The sequence below is a fragment of the Streptococcus pseudopneumoniae genome (assembly GCF_001073085.1).
Classification (GTDB): Bacteria; Bacillota; Bacilli; order Lactobacillales; family Streptococcaceae; genus Streptococcus; species Streptococcus pseudopneumoniae_M.
Genome location: NZ_JVFV01000024.1, coordinates 19954 through 41870, shown reverse-complemented (window position 1 = coordinate 41870; position 21917 = coordinate 19954). Strand labels below are relative to the sequence as shown.

The 21917-nt window shown below is 39.8% G+C and carries 19 protein-coding genes and 1 pseudogene; 15 read left to right on the top strand and 5 right to left on the bottom strand.

Translation table 11 applies throughout. From position 1 onward, the window contains the following. From ADH90_RS11145 to ADH90_RS05110, 6 genes and pseudogenes are all read left to right on the top strand, one after another. A pseudogene (locus ADH90_RS11145) lies at window positions 1-141 on the top strand (ABC transporter permease); the annotation flags it as partial. 524 nt (window positions 142-665) lie between these two features. Then, window positions 666-1241: a DNA-directed RNA polymerase subunit delta gene (gene rpoE, locus ADH90_RS05130; RefSeq protein WP_000418422.1), complete on the top strand. Its 576-nt coding sequence runs from the start codon at window positions 666-668 to the stop codon at window positions 1239-1241. Between the two features lie 321 nt (window positions 1242-1562). Further along, complete coding sequence (locus ADH90_RS05125) at window positions 1563-3170, top strand: CTP synthase (protein WP_049530247.1); 1608 nt, start codon at window positions 1563-1565, stop codon at window positions 3168-3170. Window positions 3171-3288: 118 nt separating this feature from the next. Next, window positions 3289-4404: an N-acetylmuramoyl-L-alanine amidase family protein gene (locus ADH90_RS11740; RefSeq protein WP_049530246.1), complete on the top strand. Its 1116-nt coding sequence runs from the start codon at window positions 3289-3291 to the stop codon at window positions 4402-4404. Between the two features lie 103 nt (window positions 4405-4507). Continuing rightward, on the top strand, window positions 4508-5461 hold the full coding sequence (locus ADH90_RS05115; RefSeq protein WP_049530245.1) for a class I SAM-dependent methyltransferase: 954 nt from the start codon (window positions 4508-4510) through the stop codon (window positions 5459-5461). A 49-nt stretch (window positions 5462-5510) separates the two neighbouring features. Continuing rightward, complete coding sequence (locus tag ADH90_RS05110; protein WP_049530244.1) at window positions 5511-6701, top strand: acetate kinase; 1191 nt, start codon at window positions 5511-5513, stop codon at window positions 6699-6701. 67 nt (window positions 6702-6768) lie between these two features. On the opposite strand, the gene birA is transcribed toward ADH90_RS05110, so the two are convergent. Continuing rightward, a complete protein-coding gene (birA, locus tag ADH90_RS05105; protein WP_049530242.1) occupies window positions 6769-7704 on the bottom strand; it encodes a bifunctional biotin--[acetyl-CoA-carboxylase] ligase/biotin operon repressor BirA in 936 nt (311 codons plus the stop codon). 210 nt (window positions 7705-7914) lie between these two features. Here birA and ADH90_RS05100 point away from each other — a divergent pair, with 210 nt between their 5' ends. After that, on the top strand, window positions 7915-9105 hold the full coding sequence (locus tag ADH90_RS05100) for an O-antigen ligase family protein (RefSeq protein ID WP_049530241.1): 1191 nt from the start codon (window positions 7915-7917) through the stop codon (window positions 9103-9105). Window positions 9106-9154: 49 nt separating this feature from the next. Here the strand turns inward: ADH90_RS05100 and ADH90_RS05095 are convergent, their stop codons facing one another. Continuing rightward, window positions 9155-9703 (bottom strand): NAD(P)H-dependent oxidoreductase, encoded by a 549-nt coding sequence (locus tag ADH90_RS05095; RefSeq protein ID WP_049530240.1) that lies wholly within the window; start codon window positions 9701-9703, stop codon window positions 9155-9157. Window positions 9704-9964: 261 nt separating this feature from the next. Between ADH90_RS05095 and ADH90_RS05090 the strand changes: the two genes are divergently transcribed. The 5 genes from ADH90_RS05090 to ADH90_RS05070 all read left to right on the top strand — a co-directional run bounded on the left by ADH90_RS05090 (window position 9965) and on the right by ADH90_RS05070 (window position 15381). Beyond that, window positions 9965-10453, top strand: a complete 489-nt coding sequence (locus ADH90_RS05090; RefSeq protein ID WP_049530239.1) for a DUF5590 domain-containing protein — start codon at window positions 9965-9967, stop codon at window positions 10451-10453. After that, a complete protein-coding gene (locus ADH90_RS05085; protein ID WP_049530238.1) occupies window positions 10450-11628 on the top strand; it encodes a pyridoxal phosphate-dependent aminotransferase in 1179 nt (392 codons plus the stop codon). Before ADH90_RS05090 ends, ADH90_RS05085 begins: the two co-directional genes overlap by 4 nt. Before the next feature lie 150 nt (window positions 11629-11778). Then, complete coding sequence (asnS, locus tag ADH90_RS05080; RefSeq protein ID WP_049530249.1) at window positions 11779-13122, top strand: asparagine--tRNA ligase; 1344 nt, start codon at window positions 11779-11781, stop codon at window positions 13120-13122. 224 nt (window positions 13123-13346) lie between these two features. Further along, complete coding sequence (locus ADH90_RS05075; protein WP_049530237.1) at window positions 13347-14543, top strand: MFS transporter; 1197 nt, start codon at window positions 13347-13349, stop codon at window positions 14541-14543. Window positions 14544-14613: 70 nt separating this feature from the next. Further along, window positions 14614-15381, top strand: coding sequence for an epoxyqueuosine reductase QueH (locus ADH90_RS05070; RefSeq protein WP_000567559.1), 768 nt, complete (start codon window positions 14614-14616; stop codon window positions 15379-15381). Between the two features lie 79 nt (window positions 15382-15460). Here ADH90_RS05070 and ADH90_RS05065 read toward each other — a convergent pair whose 3' ends face one another. From ADH90_RS05065 to ADH90_RS05055, 3 genes are all read right to left on the bottom strand, one after another. Next, complete coding sequence (locus ADH90_RS05065) at window positions 15461-15994, bottom strand: nucleoside tri-diphosphate phosphatase (RefSeq protein ID WP_049530236.1); 534 nt, start codon at window positions 15992-15994, stop codon at window positions 15461-15463. Window positions 15995-16082: 88 nt separating this feature from the next. Then, window positions 16083-16859: a recombination regulator RecX gene (recX, locus tag ADH90_RS05060; protein WP_049530235.1), complete on the bottom strand. Its 777-nt coding sequence runs from the start codon at window positions 16857-16859 to the stop codon at window positions 16083-16085. 9 nt (window positions 16860-16868) lie between these two features. Continuing rightward, on the bottom strand, window positions 16869-17642 hold the full coding sequence (locus ADH90_RS05055; protein ID WP_049530233.1) for an aminoglycoside 3'-phosphotransferase: 774 nt from the start codon (window positions 17640-17642) through the stop codon (window positions 16869-16871). A gap of 55 nt (window positions 17643-17697) precedes the next feature. Here ADH90_RS05055 and rlmD point away from each other — a divergent pair, with 55 nt between their 5' ends. The 3 genes from rlmD (at window position 17698) to ADH90_RS05040 (ending at window position 21905) form a co-directional block, all read left to right on the top strand. After that, on the top strand, window positions 17698-19065 hold the full coding sequence (gene rlmD, locus ADH90_RS05050) for a 23S rRNA (uracil(1939)-C(5))-methyltransferase RlmD (protein ID WP_049530232.1): 1368 nt from the start codon (window positions 17698-17700) through the stop codon (window positions 19063-19065). A 117-nt stretch (window positions 19066-19182) separates the two neighbouring features. Then, a complete protein-coding gene (gene tpiA, locus ADH90_RS05045; RefSeq protein WP_049530231.1) occupies window positions 19183-19941 on the top strand; it encodes a triose-phosphate isomerase in 759 nt (252 codons plus the stop codon). A gap of 230 nt (window positions 19942-20171) precedes the next feature. Continuing rightward, the gene (locus ADH90_RS05040) at window positions 20172-21905 is read left to right on the top strand and encodes an ABC transporter ATP-binding protein (RefSeq protein ID WP_049530230.1); all 1734 of its coding nucleotides are present in this window, start codon (window positions 20172-20174) and stop codon (window positions 21903-21905) included. Window positions 21906-21917: the final 12 nt, after the last annotated feature.

Here is a 21917-nt window from a genome sequence, read left to right as displayed (position 1 = left end):
GAAAAGATTGAGCATCACTTTGATGGGAATGTTTGCTTCTGGACTTTGATCGGTTTTGCTTTGGTATATGAAAGCCTCTTTTATCTATCAAACAGAAAACTCCAAAAACAAACGATTAAGGAAGTACTCTTAGCAGAATAGTGTGAAAATGGCTGGTTTTCCCAGCCTTTTTTCTTTGTGATAAATGATTGATAGAGAGAGGCTTTTCCGCTATTCTAGGGGAATGATAGAATGGAAGTGAGACATTATGAAACGGAACTACTGGCAGGACCTGAAAGGGACCTTTTACTTAATCTGGCGCAACAAATGATCCTTTATCTAGGTAGGAATCCTCTTGCAGTTTGTGGTTGGCATTGGAGCTGCATCCTTGAGTCATAAATAAGTCAAAAGACCTGTGAGTGTATCTCCCAGGTCTTTTATACTCTTCGAAAATCAAATTCAAACCACGTCAGCGTCGCCTTGCCGTACTCAAGTACAGCCTGTGGCTAGCTTCCTAGTTTGCTCTTTGATTTTCATTGAGTATTAATTAGCTGAAATATTTCATATTTATTTCTTCTAAACCTTTGACTATTAGGCAAAATTATCGTACAATAAAGAGTACATGATAAAATGAGATCAGAGTTTATCCACTCTGGCGTTAGTAGTAAAAAATGAGGAGAAACGCTTTGGAATTAGAAGTATTTGCTGGGCAAGAAAAAAGTGAACTATCTATGATTGAGGTGGCTCGTGCCATCTTGGAACTCCGTGGTCGTGATCACGAAATGCATTTTAGTGATTTGGTTAATGAAATCCAAAACTATCTCGGTACCTCTAATAGCGATATTCGTGAAGCTTTGCCTTTGTTCTACACAGAGTTGAACTTTGACGGTAGCTTTATCTCACTTGGAGATAACAAATGGGGGCTTCGTTCATGGTATGGAGTCGATGAAATTGATGAGGAAATCATTGCTCTTGAAGAAAGTGATGATGAAGAAGTAGCACCTAAGGCTAAGAAAAAACGTGTCAACGCCTTCATGGATGGTGATGCAGATGCTATTGATTACAGTGCAGATGATCCAGAAGACGAGGATGCATACGAAGAAGATCCAGCTCTTTCTTATGATGATGAAAATCCAGATGATGAGAAGAATGAAGTGGAAGCCTACGATGCTGAAATTAATGAAATCGCCCCAGATGATCTAGATGAAGAAGTCGATCTTAATGAAGAGGACGACGAAGACTCTGAAGAAGAGGAAGAATAAAAATAAAAAGGGGTTGGAGCTGGAGTCGGTCTATCAAGTCTCGATTTCCTAGATCCAGCCTCTTTTTTAGTTTTTAGTTTGAATGAGTTTTGCAAGATAGAATGGCAAGTCAACGATTTGTTCTATTTGACAAATGCTTCATTTTGAGGTAATATATTGTTCGGGCACCTCTTTTAGAGGTCGGAGCTCCCTAGTTATTAGGGAGCTATTTTTGTTTTTCCAGGAAGCTTTTCTTCTTGGGGTGTAGTTATTGATGAAGGTCTTGTTTTCTCAATCCCCTGTTAGTGAACAAGACCTTGAGCATTTTAGAAAGAGGAATCTATGTCTACAAAATATATTTTTGTCACTGGTGGTGTGGTATCGTCTATTGGGAAAGGGATCGTTGCAGCGAGCCTTGGGCGTCTTTTGAAAAACCGTGGTTTGAAGGTGACCATTCAAAAATTTGACCCTTATATCAATATCGACCCAGGAACCATGAGCCCATATCAGCACGGGGAAGTATTTGTAACTGATGATGGGGCTGAGACAGACTTGGACCTAGGACACTATGAACGTTTTATTGATATCAATCTCAATAAATATTCAAATGTGACAACTGGTAAAATCTACAGCGAAGTTCTTCGCAAGGAACGTCGTGGAGAATATCTTGGTGCAACTGTCCAAGTTATTCCTCATATTACAGATGCTTTGAAAGAAAAAATCAAGCGTGCTGCTCTTACGACTGACTCTGATGTTATTATTACAGAGGTTGGGGGAACTGTTGGCGATATCGAGTCTCTTCCATTCTTAGAAGCTCTTCGTCAGATGAAGGCAGATGTCGGCGCTGATAATGTCATGTATATCCATACAACCTTGCTTCCTTACCTCAAGGCAGCTGGTGAAATGAAAACCAAACCAACTCAACACTCTGTCAAAGAATTGCGTGGTCTGGGAATCCAGCCTAATATGTTAGTCATCCGTACTGAAAAGCCAGCTGGACAAGGGATTAAAAATAAACTAGCCCAGTTCTGTGATGTGGCGCCAGAAGCAGTTATCGAGTCCTTGGATGTGGATCATCTTTACCAAATTCCACTGAATCTGCAAGCACAAGGTATGGACCAAATCGTCTGTGACCATTTGAAAATTGATGCGCCTGCAGCAGATATGACAGAGTGGTCAGCTATGGTTGACAAGGTCATGAACCTCGAAAAACAAGTCAAGATTGCCCTTGTCGGTAAGTATGTTGAGTTGCAAGATGCCTATATCTCCGTTGTTGAAGCTTTGAAACATTCTGGTTATGCCAATGATGCAGAAGTCAAGATTGATTGGGTTAATGCTAACGATGTGACAGCTGACAATGTGGCAGAACTCCTATCGGACGCTGACGGAATCATCGTGCCGGGTGGTTTTGGTCAACGTGGAACAGAAGGTAAGATTGAAGCGATTCGCTATGCGCGTGAAAATGATGTACCAATGCTGGGAGTCTGCTTGGGTATGCAGTTGACCTGTATCGAGTTTGCCCGTAATGTCTTAGGACTTGAAGGAGCTAATTCAGCAGAGCTAAATCCTGATACCAAATATCCTATCATCGATATCATGCGTGATCAGATTGATGTTGAGGACATGGGTGGTACCCTTCGTTTGGGACTTTATCCTTCTAAGCTAAAACGTGGTTCTAAGGCAGCGGCAGCTTATCATAACAAAGAGGTGGTGCAACGCCGTCACCGTCACCGTTATGAATTTAACAATGCTTTCCGTGAACAGTTTGAAGGAGCAGGTTTTGTCTTTTCAGGCGTTTCACCAGACAACCGCTTGGTAGAAATTGTGGAAATTCCAGAAAACAAATTCTTTGTGGCTTGTCAGTACCACCCAGAGCTTTCAAGTCGTCCAAACCGCCCAGAAGAACTCTACACTGCTTTTGTAACAGCAGCGGTTGAAAATAGTAAATAGTCATGATTAAACCTTTGAGAGTCATCTCAGAGGTTTTTCCTATATACATTTAGGATATCTCTTGCAAAAAAACAACATAGTGATATAATTAACATGGATAAAAACAGGAGGAAATCTCATGAAAAAAATTACACTATTGAGTTTGTCTTTAGCAGGTTTAGTTTTACTAGCTTTTCCTCATTCAGGAAAGGCTTTTGAACTTAAAGAAGACTGGGCATTTAAAGGTGGCATTCGATACGAGAATGGGAAAGTCAGCAAGATTAATAATGGATATGAAGTAAATATTAAAGTGTTAGATTTACCTAGTACTAGCGAAATCGAATGGACAGTTAGATTGAATGGAGAAAAACAAAATACTAACTTCTTAGCGGAGGAAAGAACTGTATCTAAAACTGAAGATAAGGGACGTTTCTTGCACTTTTATATCCCCTATGGATATCGTGGGGATATTGTAGTAGAGGCTAAGAGTGGAAATGAAGTAAAGACCTGGTCGACTAAAGTAGTTGACGATGTTGATTCAGATACTGCTAAGAGTGGCTACTTTGTTTTAGATGGTGACCAAATCTTAGAAAGTTCATGGGATTCTGTAAATGAGTCTTATATTGCAACGCTCCCAACTGTAACATCAGGAAAATCTGTTGTTGCTTGGCGTGAAGAAGAAGGAACTCTTAATTTAATTAAACCAGGAAAAATTGCTCGACAATATAATAGCAGTGGATCATATGTAGAACTTTCTCCAATCTTTGAAACTGCTAGCTGGCTAAAATCAAACCAAAACTGGTATTATCAAAAACAAGGTCAATTAGTTCAAAATGCTTGGATTAAGGATCAGGGAAGCTGGTATTTTATGGATGATAGAGGGGTTATGTTTAATCAAACATGGCTTCATCAAGGTGGTAGCTGGTATGCCTTTAAATCATCAGGAGCTATGATTTCAGCTGATTGGTTATATGATAACGGCTCTTGGTATTACCTAAAAGACTCAGGTTCAATGGCGACAGGCTGGCTTAGAGATGGTGGTACTTGGTATTATCTAAAAGACTCAGGTTCCATGGCAACAGGCTGGATCAAAGATAAGGGCTCTTGGTATTACCTAAAAGATTCTGGTGCGATGGCAACAGGTTGGATCAAAGATAATGGTAAGTGGTACTATCTGGCTTCATCTGGTAATATGCTTAGCAAAACACGCACACCAGATGGCTATTATGTAGATGCCAATGGCGTTTGGAAATAAATGTTAAACAGAGAAAGTCTACTGAGGAGGTAGATTTTCTTTTTTTCATTTTCACAATTATGAAAATCTGGAAAAAGGACATTATTTTTGGTAAGATAAGGGTATGGATTTTGAAAAAATTGAACAAGCATATACCTATTTACTAGAAAATGTCCAAATCATTCAAAATGATTTGACGACAAACTTTTACGATGCCTTGATTGAGCAAAATGGAATCTATCTGGATGGTCAGACAAATCTGGAAGATGTCAAGAAAAATAATCAAGCATTAAAACGATTGGCTCTTCGAAAAGAAGAGTGGTTACGAACCTACCAATTTTTATTAATGAAGGCAGCGCAAACAGAACCTCTCCAAGCAAATCACCAGTTTACACCAGACGCCATTGGTCACTTGATGATTTTTCTGATAGAGCAACTGTGGCCTGCTGAAAATCTAAGTTTATTAGAGTTGGGTTCTGGGATGGGAATTCTAGGTGCCAGCTTCTTAACGTCCATGAACAAAAAGGTAGATTACCTTGGGATTGAGCTAGATGACCTCTTGATCGATCTGGCTGCAAGTATGGCTGAAGTTATGGATCTGCAAATGGGCTTTGTCCAAGGAGATGCAGTACGTCCACAAGTGTTAAAAGAAAGTGATATTATTGTGAGCGACCTCCCGATTGGCTACTACCCAGACGATCAGATTGCCTCACGTTACCAAGTGGCAGCAAAGGATGAACATACTTACGCTCATCATCTATTAATGGAGCAATCTCTCAAGTATCTTAAGACGGGAGGCTATGCTATTTTTCTTGCTCCAACAGATCTTTTGACGAGTCCTCAGAGTGTCCTCTTGAAATCCTGGCTGACTAATCAGGCTCAACTAGTAGCTATCGTAGCTTTACCAGAGGATCTATTCGCTCAAGGAGCCCAGTCTAAGACCATTTTTGTTTTGCAAAAGAAGGTGGGAGAAGGGACAGAGCCCTTTGTTTATCCACTTACTAGCCTTCGGGATCCTGAAATTTTGTTGGAATTTAAGGAAAATTTTCAAAATTGGTGTCAAGAACATGAAATCTAGTATAAATTTTGATATAATAGTTGAAAACGCTTAAAAAAGGGGAAACATTATGACAAAAACCATTGCAATTAACGCTGGAAGCTCTAGCTTGAAATGGCAACTTTACCAAATGCCAGAAGAAAAAGTGCTTGCAAAAGGGTTGATTGAGCGAATTGGATTGAAAGATTCTATTTCTACAGTTAAATTTGATGGTCGTTCAGAGCAACAAGTTCTTGATATTGCAAACCACACTTTGGCTGTAAAAATCTTACTTGATGACTTGATTCGTTTTGATATTATTAAATCTTATGATGAGATTACTGGTGTAGGACACCGTGTCGTTGCAGGTGGAGAGTACTTTAAAGAGTCTACAGTTGTTGAAGGTGATGTAATTGAAAAAGTTGAAGAGTTAGGTCTTCTTGCTCCATTGCACAACCCTGCAAATGCTGCGGGTATTCGTGCCTTCAAGGAATTATTGCCAGATATTACGAGTGTCGTTGTTTTTGATACTTCCTTCCATACAAGTATGCCAGAGAAAGCTTATCGCTATCCTCTACCAACAAAATATTACACAGAAAACAAGGTTCGTAAGTACGGAGCCCATGGAACTAGCCATCAGTATGTTGCTCAAGAAGCAGCAAAACTTTTGGGGCGTCCACTTGAAGAGTTGAAGTTAATCACCTGTCACATCGGTAATGGTGCCTCTATTACAGCTGTTAAGGATGGGAAATCTGTTGATACCTCAATGGGATTCACTCCACTTGGTGGTGTAATGATGGGAACTCGTACAGGGGATATTGACCCTGCTATCATTCCTTATTTAATGCAATATACAGAGGACTTTAACAAGCCTGAGGATATCAGTCGTATTCTCAATCGTGAGTCAGGATTGATGGGTGTTTCTGGTAAATCTAGTGACATGCGTGATGTGATTGCTGCTATGGAGGCAGGAGATCACGATGCTACTTTGGCTTATGAAATGTATGTTGATCGTATCCAAAAACACATCGGACAGTACTTGGCTGTCCTAAATGGAGCAGATGCCATTATTTTCACGGCAGGTATCGGTGAAAATTCTGTTCATGTACGTGATGCTGTCATTTCAGGGATTTCTTGGTTCGGTTGTGATGTAGATCCAGAGAAAAATGTCTTTGGTGCAACCGGAGATATTTCGACAGATGCAGCAAGTGTCCGAGTACTGGTAATTCCAACAGACGAGGAATTAGTCATTGCACGTGACGTTGAACGTTTGAAAAAATAACAGATCAAAAAATCGACCTTCAATAATAAAGGTCGATTTTTTTAATCTAGGAAAACTACCATGAAAACTACCATTTAGTCAGCGAAACTTCGCCGCTATTGAGCCAAATCTTTTCACCGTTTGCTAATTCTATCTGCAGTTGTCCTTGGTCAGAGATGTCACAGGCTTTTCCTGTGATTATTTCTTGATCCTTCTTGAAGGAAATCTCTTTTCCTAAAACGATTGAGCGATTTTTATAGAGATAGAGGAGTTCATCGGCTTCTGTTTCATAGAAACATTTCCAGATTTCAGCAATCAATTCATTGCGAGTAATGGGAGTCTTTTGAGAAAATAAGCTTCCAGCTTTAGTTTGTAGATTCTTAGGAAATTCAGCGATAGAAAAGTTGATTCCGACCCCAATGATAACATCTGTAACGAGTCCAGTTTCGACGGAGGTAATGGCTTCGGTTAGAATACCAGCAATTTTTTTCTGGTTCAGGTAAATGTCATTGACCCACTTGATATCCACGTCGATTAAACTAAGGTTTTTGATAGCCTTGTAGATAGCTCCAGCTGTTAGAAGTGTATAGGCAGGAAGATTCTGATAAGGGAGATTGGGCTGTAGGTGAAGGGACATGTAAATTCCCCCCTTATCAGGTGAGTAATAAGGACGTTGAAAACGGCCACGTCCCATGGTTTGACTAGTGGAAAGGTAGAGCCTATCTCCTTTTGCACCAGCTTCCATAGCCTCTTTGGCATCGGTTTGGGTAGATTTAGTCGATGGTTTAAACAGGACAGTAATGGGACTATTCGCTTCGATTTCCTGAGGTAAGATAAGGTCACCGTCCAGAAGTTTATACCCACGATTTTTGATACTGTCAATCTCCAGTCCCTCTTGCTGGAGACGTTGGATAGCTTTCCATACTGAAGTTCGAGATAGGTTTAATCTCTCAGCTATTTTTTCTCCGCTTAGATAATCAGTCTCAGTAGCTAGTATTTTATAGACTTCTTGATAGGATTTCATGCTAGCCCCTTTCTGGAATAATTAGATTTATTGTACCATATTTTTAAAAAAGGGAGAGTGATTTTCAAGTAATCTTAGCTAACTATAAAATTTTACCCAGTTTTAGTTAGGATGATAGAGGCAAAGAGGTTTTCAAATCGCTTGAAAAATGGTAAAATGTTTTAATAACTTATTTATCTGAATGTGATATTCAGAAGGAAAGGATCTGTTGTGAAATCAATAGGTGTCATTGAAAAGTTAAAAAGTTTATCGAAACAAGAAGGACTTCTTTTGGGAGTTATTCTGAGTATTTTTCTTCCTTTTTATCTTTTTGTTATTATTTTTATCTCTTACTTACTTTGGTTAGTATATACCGGGGAGATGAAGGGGATTTTGAAACGTTTGTTTCAACATCCGGTCTTACTCTTTTTTATTGCCTATAGCACTGCAATTTCTCTTCTAGCACAAAATGTGATGGGAGTAGTTTCTTCGGTGGCCATGTTTCTGTTTGCCATTTTCTTTTACTATTACCAAGCTCAATTGACTCCTAAATTTTTTAGGTTGACGATTGAAGGAGTTTTAGCCTCGAGTGTCTTGGCAGCAGCCTTTGCAGCCTTGGAACATTTCCAAATTGTAAAGAAATTTGATTATACCTTCCTCTCACCACGAATGCAAGTTTGGCATCAAAACCGAGCGGAGGTTGCCTTCTTTAATCCCAATTACTATGGAATTATCTGTTGTTTCTGTATCATGATTGGCTTTTACCTGATTAGCACAACTAAGTTAAGGTGGTTACGAATCTTTTCTATGATTGCCATCTTTGCTAATTTATTCGGTTTAAACTTTACGCAGAATCGTACAGCTTTTCCAGCCATCATCTTTGGAGCCATCATTTACCTCTTCACGACCATTAAAAACTGGCGTGCATTCTGGCTTAGTATTGGAGTTTTTGGTGTTGGTTTAGCCTTTCTATTTTCGAGTGATTTAGGTGTTCGAATGGGAACCTTAGATTCATCTATGGAAGAACGTGTTTCTATCTGGAATGCTGGAATGGCCTTGTTTAAACAAAATCCCTTCTGGGGGGAAGGGCCACTAACCTATATGCATTCTTATCCCCGTATTGGAGCACCTTATCATGAACATGCTCATAGTATTTATATAGATACGATTTTGAGTTATGGAGTTGTCGGTACCGTTCTCTTGGGGATTGCTTCTGCCACTCCAGTACGAATGTTGATTGATATGAGTCAAGTACCTAGTAAGCGTCCTATCCTTGGACTTTACCTCTCTTTCTTGACAGTAGTAGCTGTGCACGGAATTTTTGATTTGGCTCTCTTTTGGATTCAATCATCTTTTATTTTCCTGTTAGTGATGTGTAGTTTACCACTAAAACATAGTATGATTGATGAATTAGTTGATTAAGAAAAAGATAGTAGAAACTAACATTTTCTACTATCTTTTTTCAATTCAATTATTGAATAGCCTGAACCAAGTCTTCAGCTTGTTGTTTTAGTGAAGTAGTAACACTGTCTTCAAGGACTAGTTTACCATCTACCCAAGCAGAATCATTGATACGAGCTGCAGTGAATTCACCTACAACTTGTGTACGGATGAATGGCAAGAGGTCTTTGTAGATTGCAAAGAGTTGTTCATGACCTGCATTTGCTACTGAAGACACAGTAACGATTTTATCTTGAAGAGCAGATGCTCCACGAGTGTCAGACAAGTCAATTGCGCGTGAAAGCCAGTCAAGCAAGTTTTTCACTGTTCCAGGAATTGAGAAGTTGTAGACTGGAGAGAAAATCCAGATAGCATCAGCAGCCAGAACAGCTTCACGAGCTGCTGCTACAGCTGGAAGAGTTGGAACTTCAAGTTCTTGGTTAAAAAGTGGGATTGCTGAGTAGTCAAGGTAGCTAATCTCAGCTTTTCCTGCAAGAGCTTTTTCGGCTTCTAGCGCCATTTGGTGGTTGAAGGAACCTTCACGAAGTGAACCAGCGATAAATAATACTTTTTTAGACATAGGGAGTCTCCTTTATATTTTAATCAGGGCTTTCTCTGTTGTTATAAACAATATTACAACAAAACGAAATCATTTGCAAGAAATTTGCCCAGAAAATAAAAATCGATGATAGTCAAGATTATTTTTAGGAGTAGAGATTAGGAAAAGTCTGTGAAATCAATGATTCAAGCGTCATATATTCCTGTCATAAGAGAAGTTCCGAGACAAATCCTTCTCCTTTATTCACTTGTAATTCACTTGGATAGATGGTAAAATAGACGAGTGAAAATGAGACAGAAAAAAGAAAAAAATTCCTTATTAATTCAGTACGGTATTGGTATGACCCTGCTGGTACTAGTTGTGACTTCTTCCTTTCTCTATTTGGTGTGGCTTAGCATGAAGCCTTATCAGACAGCGAAGGTAGAAGGGGAAAAACTTGCCAAGCAGTATGCGAATCTAAAAACGGTCAGCCAGGTTGATTTCTTCAATGGTTTAGAGAGCTATTATAGTGTCCTTGGCCAAGACAAGAATCAAAAACCAGTAGCTGTTTTAATTGAGAAAAATAGTCAAAAAATCTATGTGTATCAACTAGAAAGTGGCACTTCACAAGAAAAAGCAGAAGCAGTTGTCAGAGAAAAAGGAGCAACTGAGATTGACACGATTACCTTTGGGCGGTATGCTGATAAGCCTGTCTGGGAAATCAAGTCTGGAGGAGACTATTATCTAGTGGATTTTGAAACTGGTGCCCTAATTGAAAAGGAGAAACTATGAAATTATCTAAACGTGTCTTAGAAATGGAAGAAAGCGTCACTCTGGCTAGTGATGCAAGAGCAAAGAAGTTAAAGGCTGAAGGAAAAGATGTTCTTTTCTTAACTTTAGGTCAGCCCGATTTTCATACTCCTGAAAATATTCAAGATGCTGCTGTTGAGGCTATTCGAGATGGACGTGCTTCTTTCTATACGGTAGCTTCAGGTTTGCCTGAATTAAAAGCAGCGGTCAATACCTATTTTGAACGCTATTATGGTTATTCTGTAGCGGCTAATGAAGTCACTTTTGCTACTGGTGCCAAGTTCTCCCTTTATACTTTCTTTATGGCTGTGATTAATCCTGGAGATGAGGTTATCATTCCAACACCTTACTGGGTTAGCTATGGGGATCAAGTGAAAATGGCTGAAGGTGTTCCAGTCTTTGTTCAAGCCAAGGAAGACAATCACTTTAAAGTGACTGTTGAGCAATTAGAAGCAGCTCGTACAGATAAGACCAAGGTCTTGGTTCTTAATTCACCATCTAATCCTACCGGTATGATCTATTCTCGTGAGGAACTCTTGGCCATTGGAAATTGGGCTGTTGAACATGACATTCTCATCCTAGCAGATGATATTTATGGTCGTTTGGTCTATAACGGAAATGAATTCGTCCCAATCTCTAGTCTATCAGAAGCCATTCGCAAGCAAACCATTGTCATTAACGGGGTATCAAAAGCCTACGCAATGACAGGTTGGCGTGTAGGTTATGCAGTGGGTGATCCAGAAATCATTGCTGCCATGAGTAAATTGACAGGTCAAACAACTTCAAATCTGACAGCAGTGTCTCAATATGCAACGATTGAAGCGCTAACTGGACCGCAAGACTCTGTAGAAACTATGCGTCAGGCTTTTGAGGAACGTCTCAATACCATTTATCCTCTCTTGTGCCAAGTCCCTGGTTTTGAAGTTGTCAAACCACAAGGAGCTTTCTATCTCTTTCCAAATGTCAAAAAAGCTATGGAGATGAAAGGTTATAGCGATGTAACAGCATTTACAACGGCTATCCTTGAGGAAGTTGGTCTGGCCTTGATTACAGGAGCCGGATTTGGAGCACCAGAAAATGTTCGTCTCAGCTACGCAACAGACTTGGAAACTCTAAAAGAAGCCATTCGTCGTTTGCACCAATTTATGGAAAAATAAGAAGTTAAACCTCCGTCCTTTTGGCGGAGGTTTTTGTAGCTAAAAACTTATGAATTTCTATCAAACAAGCTAGCTATCAGCCATTATTTGTGGTACAATAGTGGGTAATAATGTCTTTGGACAAGTTAAACGAAAAAAGGAAGATAAATGATGACAAAACGTGTAACAATTATCGAAGTAAAAGATTACGTTGGTCAAGAAGTCACTATCGGTGCTTGGGTTGCCAACAAATCAGGAAAAGGGAAAATTGCTTTCTTGCAATTGCGTGATGGAACAGCCTTTTTCCAAGGTGTGGCTTTTAAACCAAACTTTATCGAAAAATTTGGAGAAGAAGTAGGTCTTGAAAAATTTGACACCATCAAACGTCTAAGTCAAGAAACATCTGTTTTCGTGACAGGGATTGTTAAAGAAGATGAGCGTTCTAAATTTGGTTACGAATTGGATATTACAGACATCGAAGTTATCGGTGAATCTCAAGATTACCCAATCACTCCAAAAGAACATGGAACAGACTTCTTGATGGACAACCGTCACTTGTGGCTTCGTTCACGCAAACAAGTAGCTGTCATGCAAATCCGTAATGCTATCATCTATGCAACTTATGAGTTCTTTGATAAAAATGGCTTCATGAAGTTTGATAGCCCAATTCTTTCAGGAAATGCTGCAGAAGATTCAACTGAACTGTTTGAAACTGACTACTTTGGAACACCAGCCTACTTGAGTCAATCTGGTCAGCTTTATCTTGAAGCTGGTGCTATGGCTCTTGGTCGCGTCTTTGACTTTGGTCCTGTATTCCGTGCTGAAAAATCTAAGACTCGACGTCACTTGACTGAGTTCTGGATGATGGATGCGGAGTACTCTTATTTGACACATGATGAGTCACTTGACTTGCAAGAAGCTTATGTCAAAGCTTTGCTTCAAGGTGTTCTTGATCGTGCCCCTCAAGCCTTGGAAACCTTGGAACGTGATACAGAGCTCTTGAAACGCTACATTGCAGAGCCATTCAAACGTATCACTTACGATGAAGCCATTGATCTCTTGCAAGAGCATGAAAATGATGAAGATGCAGACTACGAACATCTCGAGCATGGTGATGACTTTGGTTCACCACACGAAACATGGATTTCAAACCACTTTGGTGTACCAACCTTCGTGATTAACTACCCAGCAGACATCAAGGCCTTCTACATGAAACCAGTTCCTGGTAACCCAGATCGCGTACTTTGTGCAGACTTGCTCGCACCAGAAGGTTACGGAGAAATCATCGGTGGTTCAATGCGTGAGGAAGACTACGATGCCCTTGTAGCGAAGATGGAATCTCTTGGTATGGATCGTACAGAATATGAATTCTATCTTGATCTTCGTAAATACGGTACAGTACCACACGGTGGATTTGGTATTGGTATCGAGCGTATGGTAACCTTCGCAGCAGGTACAAAACACATCCGTGAAGCTATTCCATTCCCACGTATGTTGCACCGTATTAAACCTTAATAGCCATAAAAACGCCGTCTGGCGTTTTTATACTCTTCGAAAATCAAATTCAAACTACGTCAGCTTCACCTTGCCGTACTCAAGTACAGCCTGTGGCTAGCTTCCTAGTTTGCTCTTTGATTTTCATTGAGTATTACTTTAAATGAAAGAGGTGGAGAAAATGTAGGCAACTTTAAGTAAGTCTTTTAGAAAAACTCATATTACATATTGAAAGAGAGAAAACAATGTTTAAAAGAACTTACAAACGCAATATTCCACTCTTAGCAGGTCTGGAATTCACTTCTTATTTTGGGATTACCAGTTTTTGGATTTTATTTTTTATTCAGAATGGTCTTTCCTTACTTCAAATCGGTCTATTAGAGAGTATTTTTCATGGGACAAGTCTCTTGTGTGAAATCCCATCTGGTATGTTAGCAGATCGATTTAGTTACAAGACCAATCTCTATTTGGCTCGCTTGGCTAGTATTGTATCCTCTATCTTGATTTTGTTTGGTCAGGGGAATTTTTGGATCTATGCTCTTGCCATGATGGTCAGTGCTTGGTCCTATAATTTTGACTCGGGAACCAGTACCGCTTTCTTATATGATTCGGCGGTTGAAGCGGGTCAAAAGGACCGATATCTTCAGATTTCTAGCTTTTTATCTGGTGTGGCAGAAGTCACCCGAACCCTAGGTACAGTTGTGGCAGGCTTCTTCATTCACGGAGCACTTGCCTGGACCTATCTGATTGCTATAGGATTTTCATTTCTTTCTATCATTTTGATTTATTTTATGAAAGAACCAATGGCTAAGAGAGAGAAAAATGAAGTCTTAACCTTTAAAATGATTGTCCAGCAAGTTCGTAAAGAATGGAAGGAAAAACCAATACTCTTTTACTGGATGCTGACTTATCAGCTAGTAGGGACACTCATGTGTATGTTTTACTTTTATTATCAGCAGAAAATAAGTGACTTAGCAGGATGGCAGGTTTCACTGGTTATGCTTATTGGTAGTAGCTTAAATCTTATAGCGGTTTATGTAGCTAGTCAAATCGGTAAAAAATGGAATAGTAATCGAGTTTTTCCGACTCTTGTTGCACTAACGGGCTTGGCCTTGTTGTTGGTGTTTTCAGGAACCCCCTTTGCTTTTCTTCTTGTATATCTTTTAACTGATACATTTTATGCAGTTTATCAGCCAATCTATTTCAATGACTTACAAGGTTATTTACCTTCCAGTGTAAGAGCAACTATGCTTAGTATCAATTCCATGCTCTTTAGTTTATCTATGATTGTCATTTTCCCGTTGACAGGCTGGATGATTGATCGTTGGGGTCTTGTAGCGGTCTTTTTAGTTCTAGGTCTTATCTTGCTTTTAATTTATCCTATATTAATAATCAGTCTGACAAGGATGGGCAAGCTATTAGATAAGGACTTAAAAACTTAGTAAAGCACGAAAACCTATTTGCCCAAAGAATTATCCTGTGGTACAATAGCAAGAGGAAAAGGAGAAGAGTATGATCGATGTAGAAGAAATTCTAAGTAAGATGAATCCCAATCAAAAGATCAACTATGACCGTGTCATGCAAAAGATGGTTCAAGTTTGGGAAAAAAATGAAGAAAGACCAACCATTCTCATGCACGTCTGTTGTGCTCCTTGTAGCACCTATACTTTAGAGTATTTGACCAAGTATGCAGATGTAACCATTTATTTTGCTAATTCAAATATCCATCCTAAAGCTGAGTATCATAAGCGTGCCTATGTGACAAAAAAGTTTGTCAGTGATTTCAATGAACGAACTGGCAACAAGGTTCAATATCTAGAAGCACCCTATGAACCCAACGAATACCGTCAGCTGGTCAGAGGTTTGGAAGAAGAACCTGAAGGTGGCGATCGTTGCAAGGTTTGTTTTGACTATCGCTTGGACAAGACAGCCCAAGTGGCTATGGACTTAGGATTTGACTACTTCGGTTCAGCCCTGACTATCAGTCCTCACAAAAATTCACAAACCATCAATAGTATCGGGATTGATGTGCAGAAAATTTACACCACTCATTATCTTCCGAGCGACTTTAAGAAAAATCAAGGCTATAAACGTTCTGTAGAGATGTGTGAAGAGTATGACATCTATCGCCAATGCTACTGTGGCTGTGTCTATGCAGCTCAAGCACAGAATATTGACTTGGTACAGGTCAAAAAGGATGCAACCGCCTTTATGGTAGATAAGGATATCGAGAAAGACTATTCCCATATTAAATTTACTGTTACGAAATTAGATATTTAGACGAAAACCTGCCCAATGTGGCAGGTTTTTTGCTTATAAAAAAACGAGGTCAGGATTTTAATCCTGACCTCTGACAACTTTACCGATTCTTTAGTTCTACGTAGCGTTTGTACCAAATGTTGACATAGGCTTCTGAGAAAGGACCTCGCTCATTGTTAATCCAATCAACAAGAATCTTAACATGCTCTTTCAGAATATAGTCTAGATCAGAAGAATACTTCATTTTTCGCTTGTGTCGTTCATACTCCTCAACGTCCAAGAGGCGTTTCTCACCATCTGTAAAAACTTTAACATCCAAATCATAGTCAATGTATTTTAAAGCTTCTTCATCCAGATAGTAAGGACTTGCCATATTGCAGTAGTAGGAAATACCATTATCACGAATCATAGCGATAATATTAAACCAATATTTCTTGTGAAAGTAAACAATAGCCGGTTCTCTAGTCACCCAACGACGACCATCACTCTCGGTAACGAGTGTATGGTCATTGACGCCGATAATAGCGTTCTCTGTTGTTTTTAGTACCATGGTGTCTCGCCAAGTGCGGTGAAGACTCCCATCATGCTTATAACTTTGAATTGTAATAAAGTCGCCTTCTTTTGGAAGTCTCATAACTAACCAACTTTCTACAATTTATAAGTTTATCGTTTACTATTGTATCACATTTTTGTTTAAAGTTCTTAGTTTTTTTATGAAAAAATTAAAGATATTCTCTGAGAGCGCTGGCTATATCCGAAAAATCGTAGCCTTTTCGTGCTAAAACTTGGGTCAAACGCTGCTTGAGTTCGTATCCTTCATACTTCCGCGAATATTTTCGATATTGCTTATCCAACTCTTTAAAGATTAGCTCCTGAACGGTTTCCTCTTCTATCTGGTTATCCAGTTGGTCAAAGGCTGTTTTAGCTTCCGAGTAGGAAAACCCTTTGTTAGTAAGATTTTGGATTATCTTATCTTGTAGAGCGCGAGCAGGCAATTTACCCTGATATTTTTTCAGTAGTTTTTCGGCTGTACGCTCTGCGACTTCCGTCAGATCAAATTCTTGTAAAACTTCTTGGATGATAGACTTAGCAACCCCTTTTTGAGAAATCTTCTGCATCAGCATATAGCTTCCCTTATCTCCTGAAAGTTGATTGGAATTGATAATAGCGTAGGCATACTGACGATCATTGATCCAATTGTCGTCCTTTAGAGACTGAATGACTTGTTGAATGATTTTCTCATCAATTTCATGTTTGGCAAGATAATCTCTAACTTCTTTTTCAGTACGGGCCATGAAGGATAAGTGGTAGAGAGCTAGATTTTTACTGTAGGAAAATTGCGCAAAGGATTTAATCTCAGTTAGTTCCTCAGCTGAAATCTCTTTCCCTTTTGTTAACATAAAGCGAACAATGGTATCCTCTGTAATATAGCAGGTTTGGTCGATATCAAGTTCGAGCAGATAGAGTCTTTTTTTCTTTTCCAGTTTTGTGATTTTCATATTTTCCTCTTACCCAAATGCTTCAAAGGCGGCAACGAGTCGAAGTTTGTTGCTATCAACTAGCTCTCTCCCGTAACAGTCGAGAAATAGTTCAGCATATTTGGGGTCTTTTAAGTTGTAATTGAGGGACCAAATTGCCCAAAAGAGATCGATATGCCGATCACTGAAATCAGCCAAACCAAGATCAATAAAGCAAGAGAAATGGCTAGCATCTTTGAGAATAAAGTTTGGTAGACAGGCATCCCCGTGAATAAAGGCATCTGTTTCTAAAAGGTACCCTTGTTCTTGGATGAGTTGGAAGGCCTCTTCGCGACTGTTAATCTGGAATTGGGGTAGGAGCGCCTTGGCATAGAACTCCCCTTTTTCATAGTTTTTAAAGGCTCTGTCTTTATAGGATTTTAAATGATTTTCTGATGGAAAATTTTGTGGGTTTAAGCTGTGAAGCTTTTTAAGAGCCTCTGCCATTGTTCGGCAGATTTTTTCTGGCTGATCTAAAAAAGCGAGAGCATTACGACCAATAGCCTCTTTAGTCAGGAGGTAGTCTTTATCTTTAGATAGATATTCGATAACCGGAGTTCCCAGTCCTTTGGTTTCAAACCACCTTGCAATGCTAGCTTCTCGCTCTAATCTTCCCTTTTGATCTATTTTTAAATAGTAACCTGAGTCAAGATAAAGGACCCTTGCGCCTGAATGAGAAGAGCTGTCAGAAAGGCTTGCCCCCTCTATATAAGTTCGTAATTGCTCAGGAAAAATCAATGAGGAAAAAGATATCTTTGTATTCATGCTTTTATTGTAACATATTCTTAACCATTGAGAAACTACGTGGTATAATAGACTTATGAATCTAAAAGTCAAACAAAAAATTCCATTAAAAATTAAGCGCATGGGGATTAACGGGGAAGGTATCGGTTTTTTCCAGAAAACCCTTGTTTTTGTTCCTGGTGCCCTCAAGGGTGAAGATATCTATTGTCAGGTGACTTCTGTTAAGCGTAACTTTGTTGAGGCTAAACTCCTTGAGGTCAATAAAAAATCTAAGTTTCGAGTGGTTCCAGACTGTACCATTTATAATGAGTGTGGAGGCTGTCAAATCATGCACCTGCATTACGACAAGCAGCTGGAGTTTAAGACGGATCTCCTCCATCAAGCTCTGAAAAAGTTTGCCCCTGCTGGCTATGAAAACTATGAAATCAGACCAACCATTGGTATGCAGGAACCCAAGTATTATCGAGCTAAACTACAATTCCAAACGCGAAAGTTTAAGGGCCAGGTCAAGGCAGGATTATATGCTCAAAATTCCCATTATTTGGTTGAGCTAAAAGACTGTCTGGTTCAAGACAAGGAGACGCAAATTATTGCCAATCGCATTGCTGAACTCTTGACCTACCATCAAATTCCGATTACAGATGAACGGAAAATTCTTGGAGTTCGAACCATCATGGTTCGTCGAGCACGGAAAACTGGGCAAGTTCAGATTATCATTGTGACCAATCGTCAATTAAATCTGACTCAATTTGTGAAAGATTTAGTCAAGGATTATCCTGAAGTAGTGACTGTCGCAGTCAATACCAATACTGCAAAAACCAGTGAGATTTATGGAGACAAGACCGAGATTATTTGGGGTCAAGATAGTATAGGCGAAGGTGTTCTAGACTATGAATTTTCTCTTTCACCAAGAGCTTTTTACCAACTCAATCCTGAACAGACAGAAATTCTCTATAGTGAAGCCGTTAAGGCCTTAGATGTAAATGAGAATGACCATCTGATTGATGCCTATTGTGGTGTTGGGACCATTGGTTTTGCCTTTGCTAAGAAAGTCAAAAGCTTGAGAGGGATGGATATTATTCCAGAAGCTATTGAGGATGCCAAAGAAAATGCTAAGCGCATGGGTTATACCAATACTCACTATGAAGCAGGAACTGCAGAAGAAATCATCCCCCGCTGGTACAAGGAAGGCTATCGTGCAGATGCTTTGATTGTGGACCCGCCACGTACTGGTTTAGATGATAAGCTCTTGGATACCATTGTCAAATACGCTCCTGAAAAGATGGTCTATGTTTCCTGCAATGTATCTACCTTGGCGCGTGATTTAGTCCGTTTGGTAGAGATCTATGACCTGCATTATATCCAGTCCGTTGACATGTTTCCACACACGGCTAGAACAGAAGCAGTGGTCAAATTAACGAGGCGCAAGGTAGCTTCCAAATAGAAATGGCAACTGGAAAGTTTTTGAAAAGAAGACTTCTAGTTACAGAGTAAGATTTGCAAGCTATCTATAAATATGATAAAATAAGTAGAAAATAAAATGAAAAAAGAGGTATGTGAAATGTCACGTAAACCATTTATCGCTGGTAACTGGAAAATGAACAAAAACCCAGAAGAAGCAAAAGCATTTGTTGAAGCTGTAGCATCAAAACTTCCTTCATCAGACCTTGTTGAAGCAGGTATCGCAGCTCCTGCTCTTGACTTGACAACTGTTCTTGCTGCTGCTAAAGGTTCAAACCTTAAAGTTGCTGCTCAAAACTGCTACTTTGAAAATGCTGGTGCTTTCACTGGTGAAACTAGCCCACAAGTTTTGAAAGAAATCGGTACTGACTACGTTGTTATCGGTCACTCAGAACGTCGTGACTACTTCCACGAAACAGACGAAGACATCAACAAAAAAGCAAAAGCAATCTTTGCTAACGGCATGCTTCCAATCATCTGTTGTGGTGAATCACTTGAAACTTACGAAGCTGGTAAAGCAGCAGAATTCGTAGGTGCTCAAGTTTCAGCTGCTCTTGCTGGATTGACTGCAGAACAAGTAGCTTCATCAGTTATCGCTTATGAGCCAATCTGGGCTATCGGTACTGGTAAATCTGCTTCACAAGACGACGCACAAAAAATGTGTAAAGTTGTTCGTGACGTTGTAGCTGCTGACTTCGGTCAAGAAGTAGCTGACAAAGTACGTGTTCAATACGGTGGTTCAGTTAAACCTGAAAACGTTGCTTCATACATGGCTTGTCCAGACGTTGACGGAGCTCTTGTTGGGGGTGCATCACTTGATCCAGAAAGCTTCTTGGCGTTGCTTGACTTTGTAAAATAAGCTTCAAATATCTGAGACAGACAGTTCCCTCCCTCGAGGTTAAGACTGCCTGTCTTCTTTTTAGTAAAAAGGCGTGCGAAAGCACGCTCTTTTCTGCATTTTATACTCAATGAAAATCAAAGAGCAAACTAGGAAGCGAGCCGCAGGCTGTACTTGAGTACGGCAAGACGAAGCTGACGTGGTTTGAATTTGATTTTTGAAGAGTATTAGAAGAAAAAGAAAGGAGAATCATGCTGTATATTTGGTCTTATCTCAAACGCTATCCCAAGTGGCTAGTTTTAGACTTCCTCGGAGCTATTTTCTTTGTCATTGTCAATCTAGGTCTACCAACTGTTCTGGCTCGCATGATTGACCAAGGAATCAACCAAGGCGATAAGGATAAACTCTATTTTTGGGCTGTTATCATGTTGGTTATTATCGTCTTAGGAACATGTGGACGGATTGTGCTATCTTATGCGGCTAGTAAATTGACCACCAATATGGTCAAGGATATGCGAAATGATGTCTATGCTAAATTACAAGAGTATTCTCATCATGAGTATGAACAAATCGGAGTATCCTCATTAGTTACTCGTATTACGAGTGATGCCTTTGTCCTCATGCAGTTTGCAGAACAGACGCTTAAGTTGGGTGTCATCACTCCCATGATGATGCTGTCGAGTATTCTCATGATTTTCTTGACGAGTCCCTCACTGGCCTGGATTGTCGCTTTTTCCGTTCCTTTTCTAGCTGTAGTAGTCATTTATGTGGCGGTCAAAACGCGTCCTTTATCTGAAAAGCAACAGAAAACACTGGACAAGATTAACCAGTATGTCCGTGAAAATTTGATGGGGCTACGAGTGATTCGTGCCTTTGCTCGTGAAGACTTCCAAGAAAAACGTTTCGAAGAGAAAAATGCAATCTATGCGGATAATTCGAATCGCTTGTTCAAATTAACTGGTTTGACAGAACCACTTTTTGTGCAAATCATTATTGCCATGATTGTGGCTATCGTTTGGTTTGCTTTGGATCCTCTCAAGCAAGGAAGTTTGCAGATTGGGGATTTGGTAGCCTTCATCGAGTATAGTTTCCACGCCCTCTTGTCCTTCCTCTTCTTGTCAAACCTCTTTACCATGTATCCACGTACGGCTGTATCTAGTGAGCGTTTGAAGGAAATCATGGACATGCCCATTTCCATTGATCCAAATGAGGATGGAATTCAAGAAACAGAAACTCATGGATATCTAGAATTTGATAATGTGACCTTTGCCTATCCTGGGGAAACAGAAAGCCCTGTTTTGCATAATATTTCCTTCACTGCTAAACCGGGTGAAACCATTGCATTTATCGGTTCAACTGGGTCAGGTAAGTCTACTCTAGTTCAATTGATTCCTCGTTTCTACGATGTTACGCTAGGGAAAATCAAGGTCGATGGTGTTGATGTTCGGGATTACCGTCTCAAATCACTCCGTCAGAAGATTGGATTTATTCCACAAAAGGCCTTGCTTTTTACTGGGACTATCGCAGACAATCTCCGTTACGGGAAAGAGGATGCCAGTCATGAGGACTTGCACCAAGCAGCAGATGTGGCCCAAGCCAAAGACTTTATCGAAAGTCGAGAAGAAGGTTTTGCGACGCATCTGGCAGAAGGCGGAAGCAACCTATCAGGTGGTCAGAAACAACGTTTGTCGATAGCACGAGCAGTCATCAAGGGTCCAGATATCTATATCTTTGATGATTCTTTCTCAGCCTTGGACTACCGTACAGATGCTATTTTGCGCCGTCGTCTCAAGGAAGTGACACAAGATGCTACGGTATTGATTGTCGCGCAGCGTGTTGGAACTATCATGGATGCTGACCAGATTATCGTCCTTGATAAGGGTGAAATTGTTGGTCGTGGTCGTCATGAAGAATTGATGGAAACCAATGACATTTATCGAGAAATTGCTGAGTCGCAACTGAAAAATGCGTCTCTGACAGAATAATAGGAGGTAAAA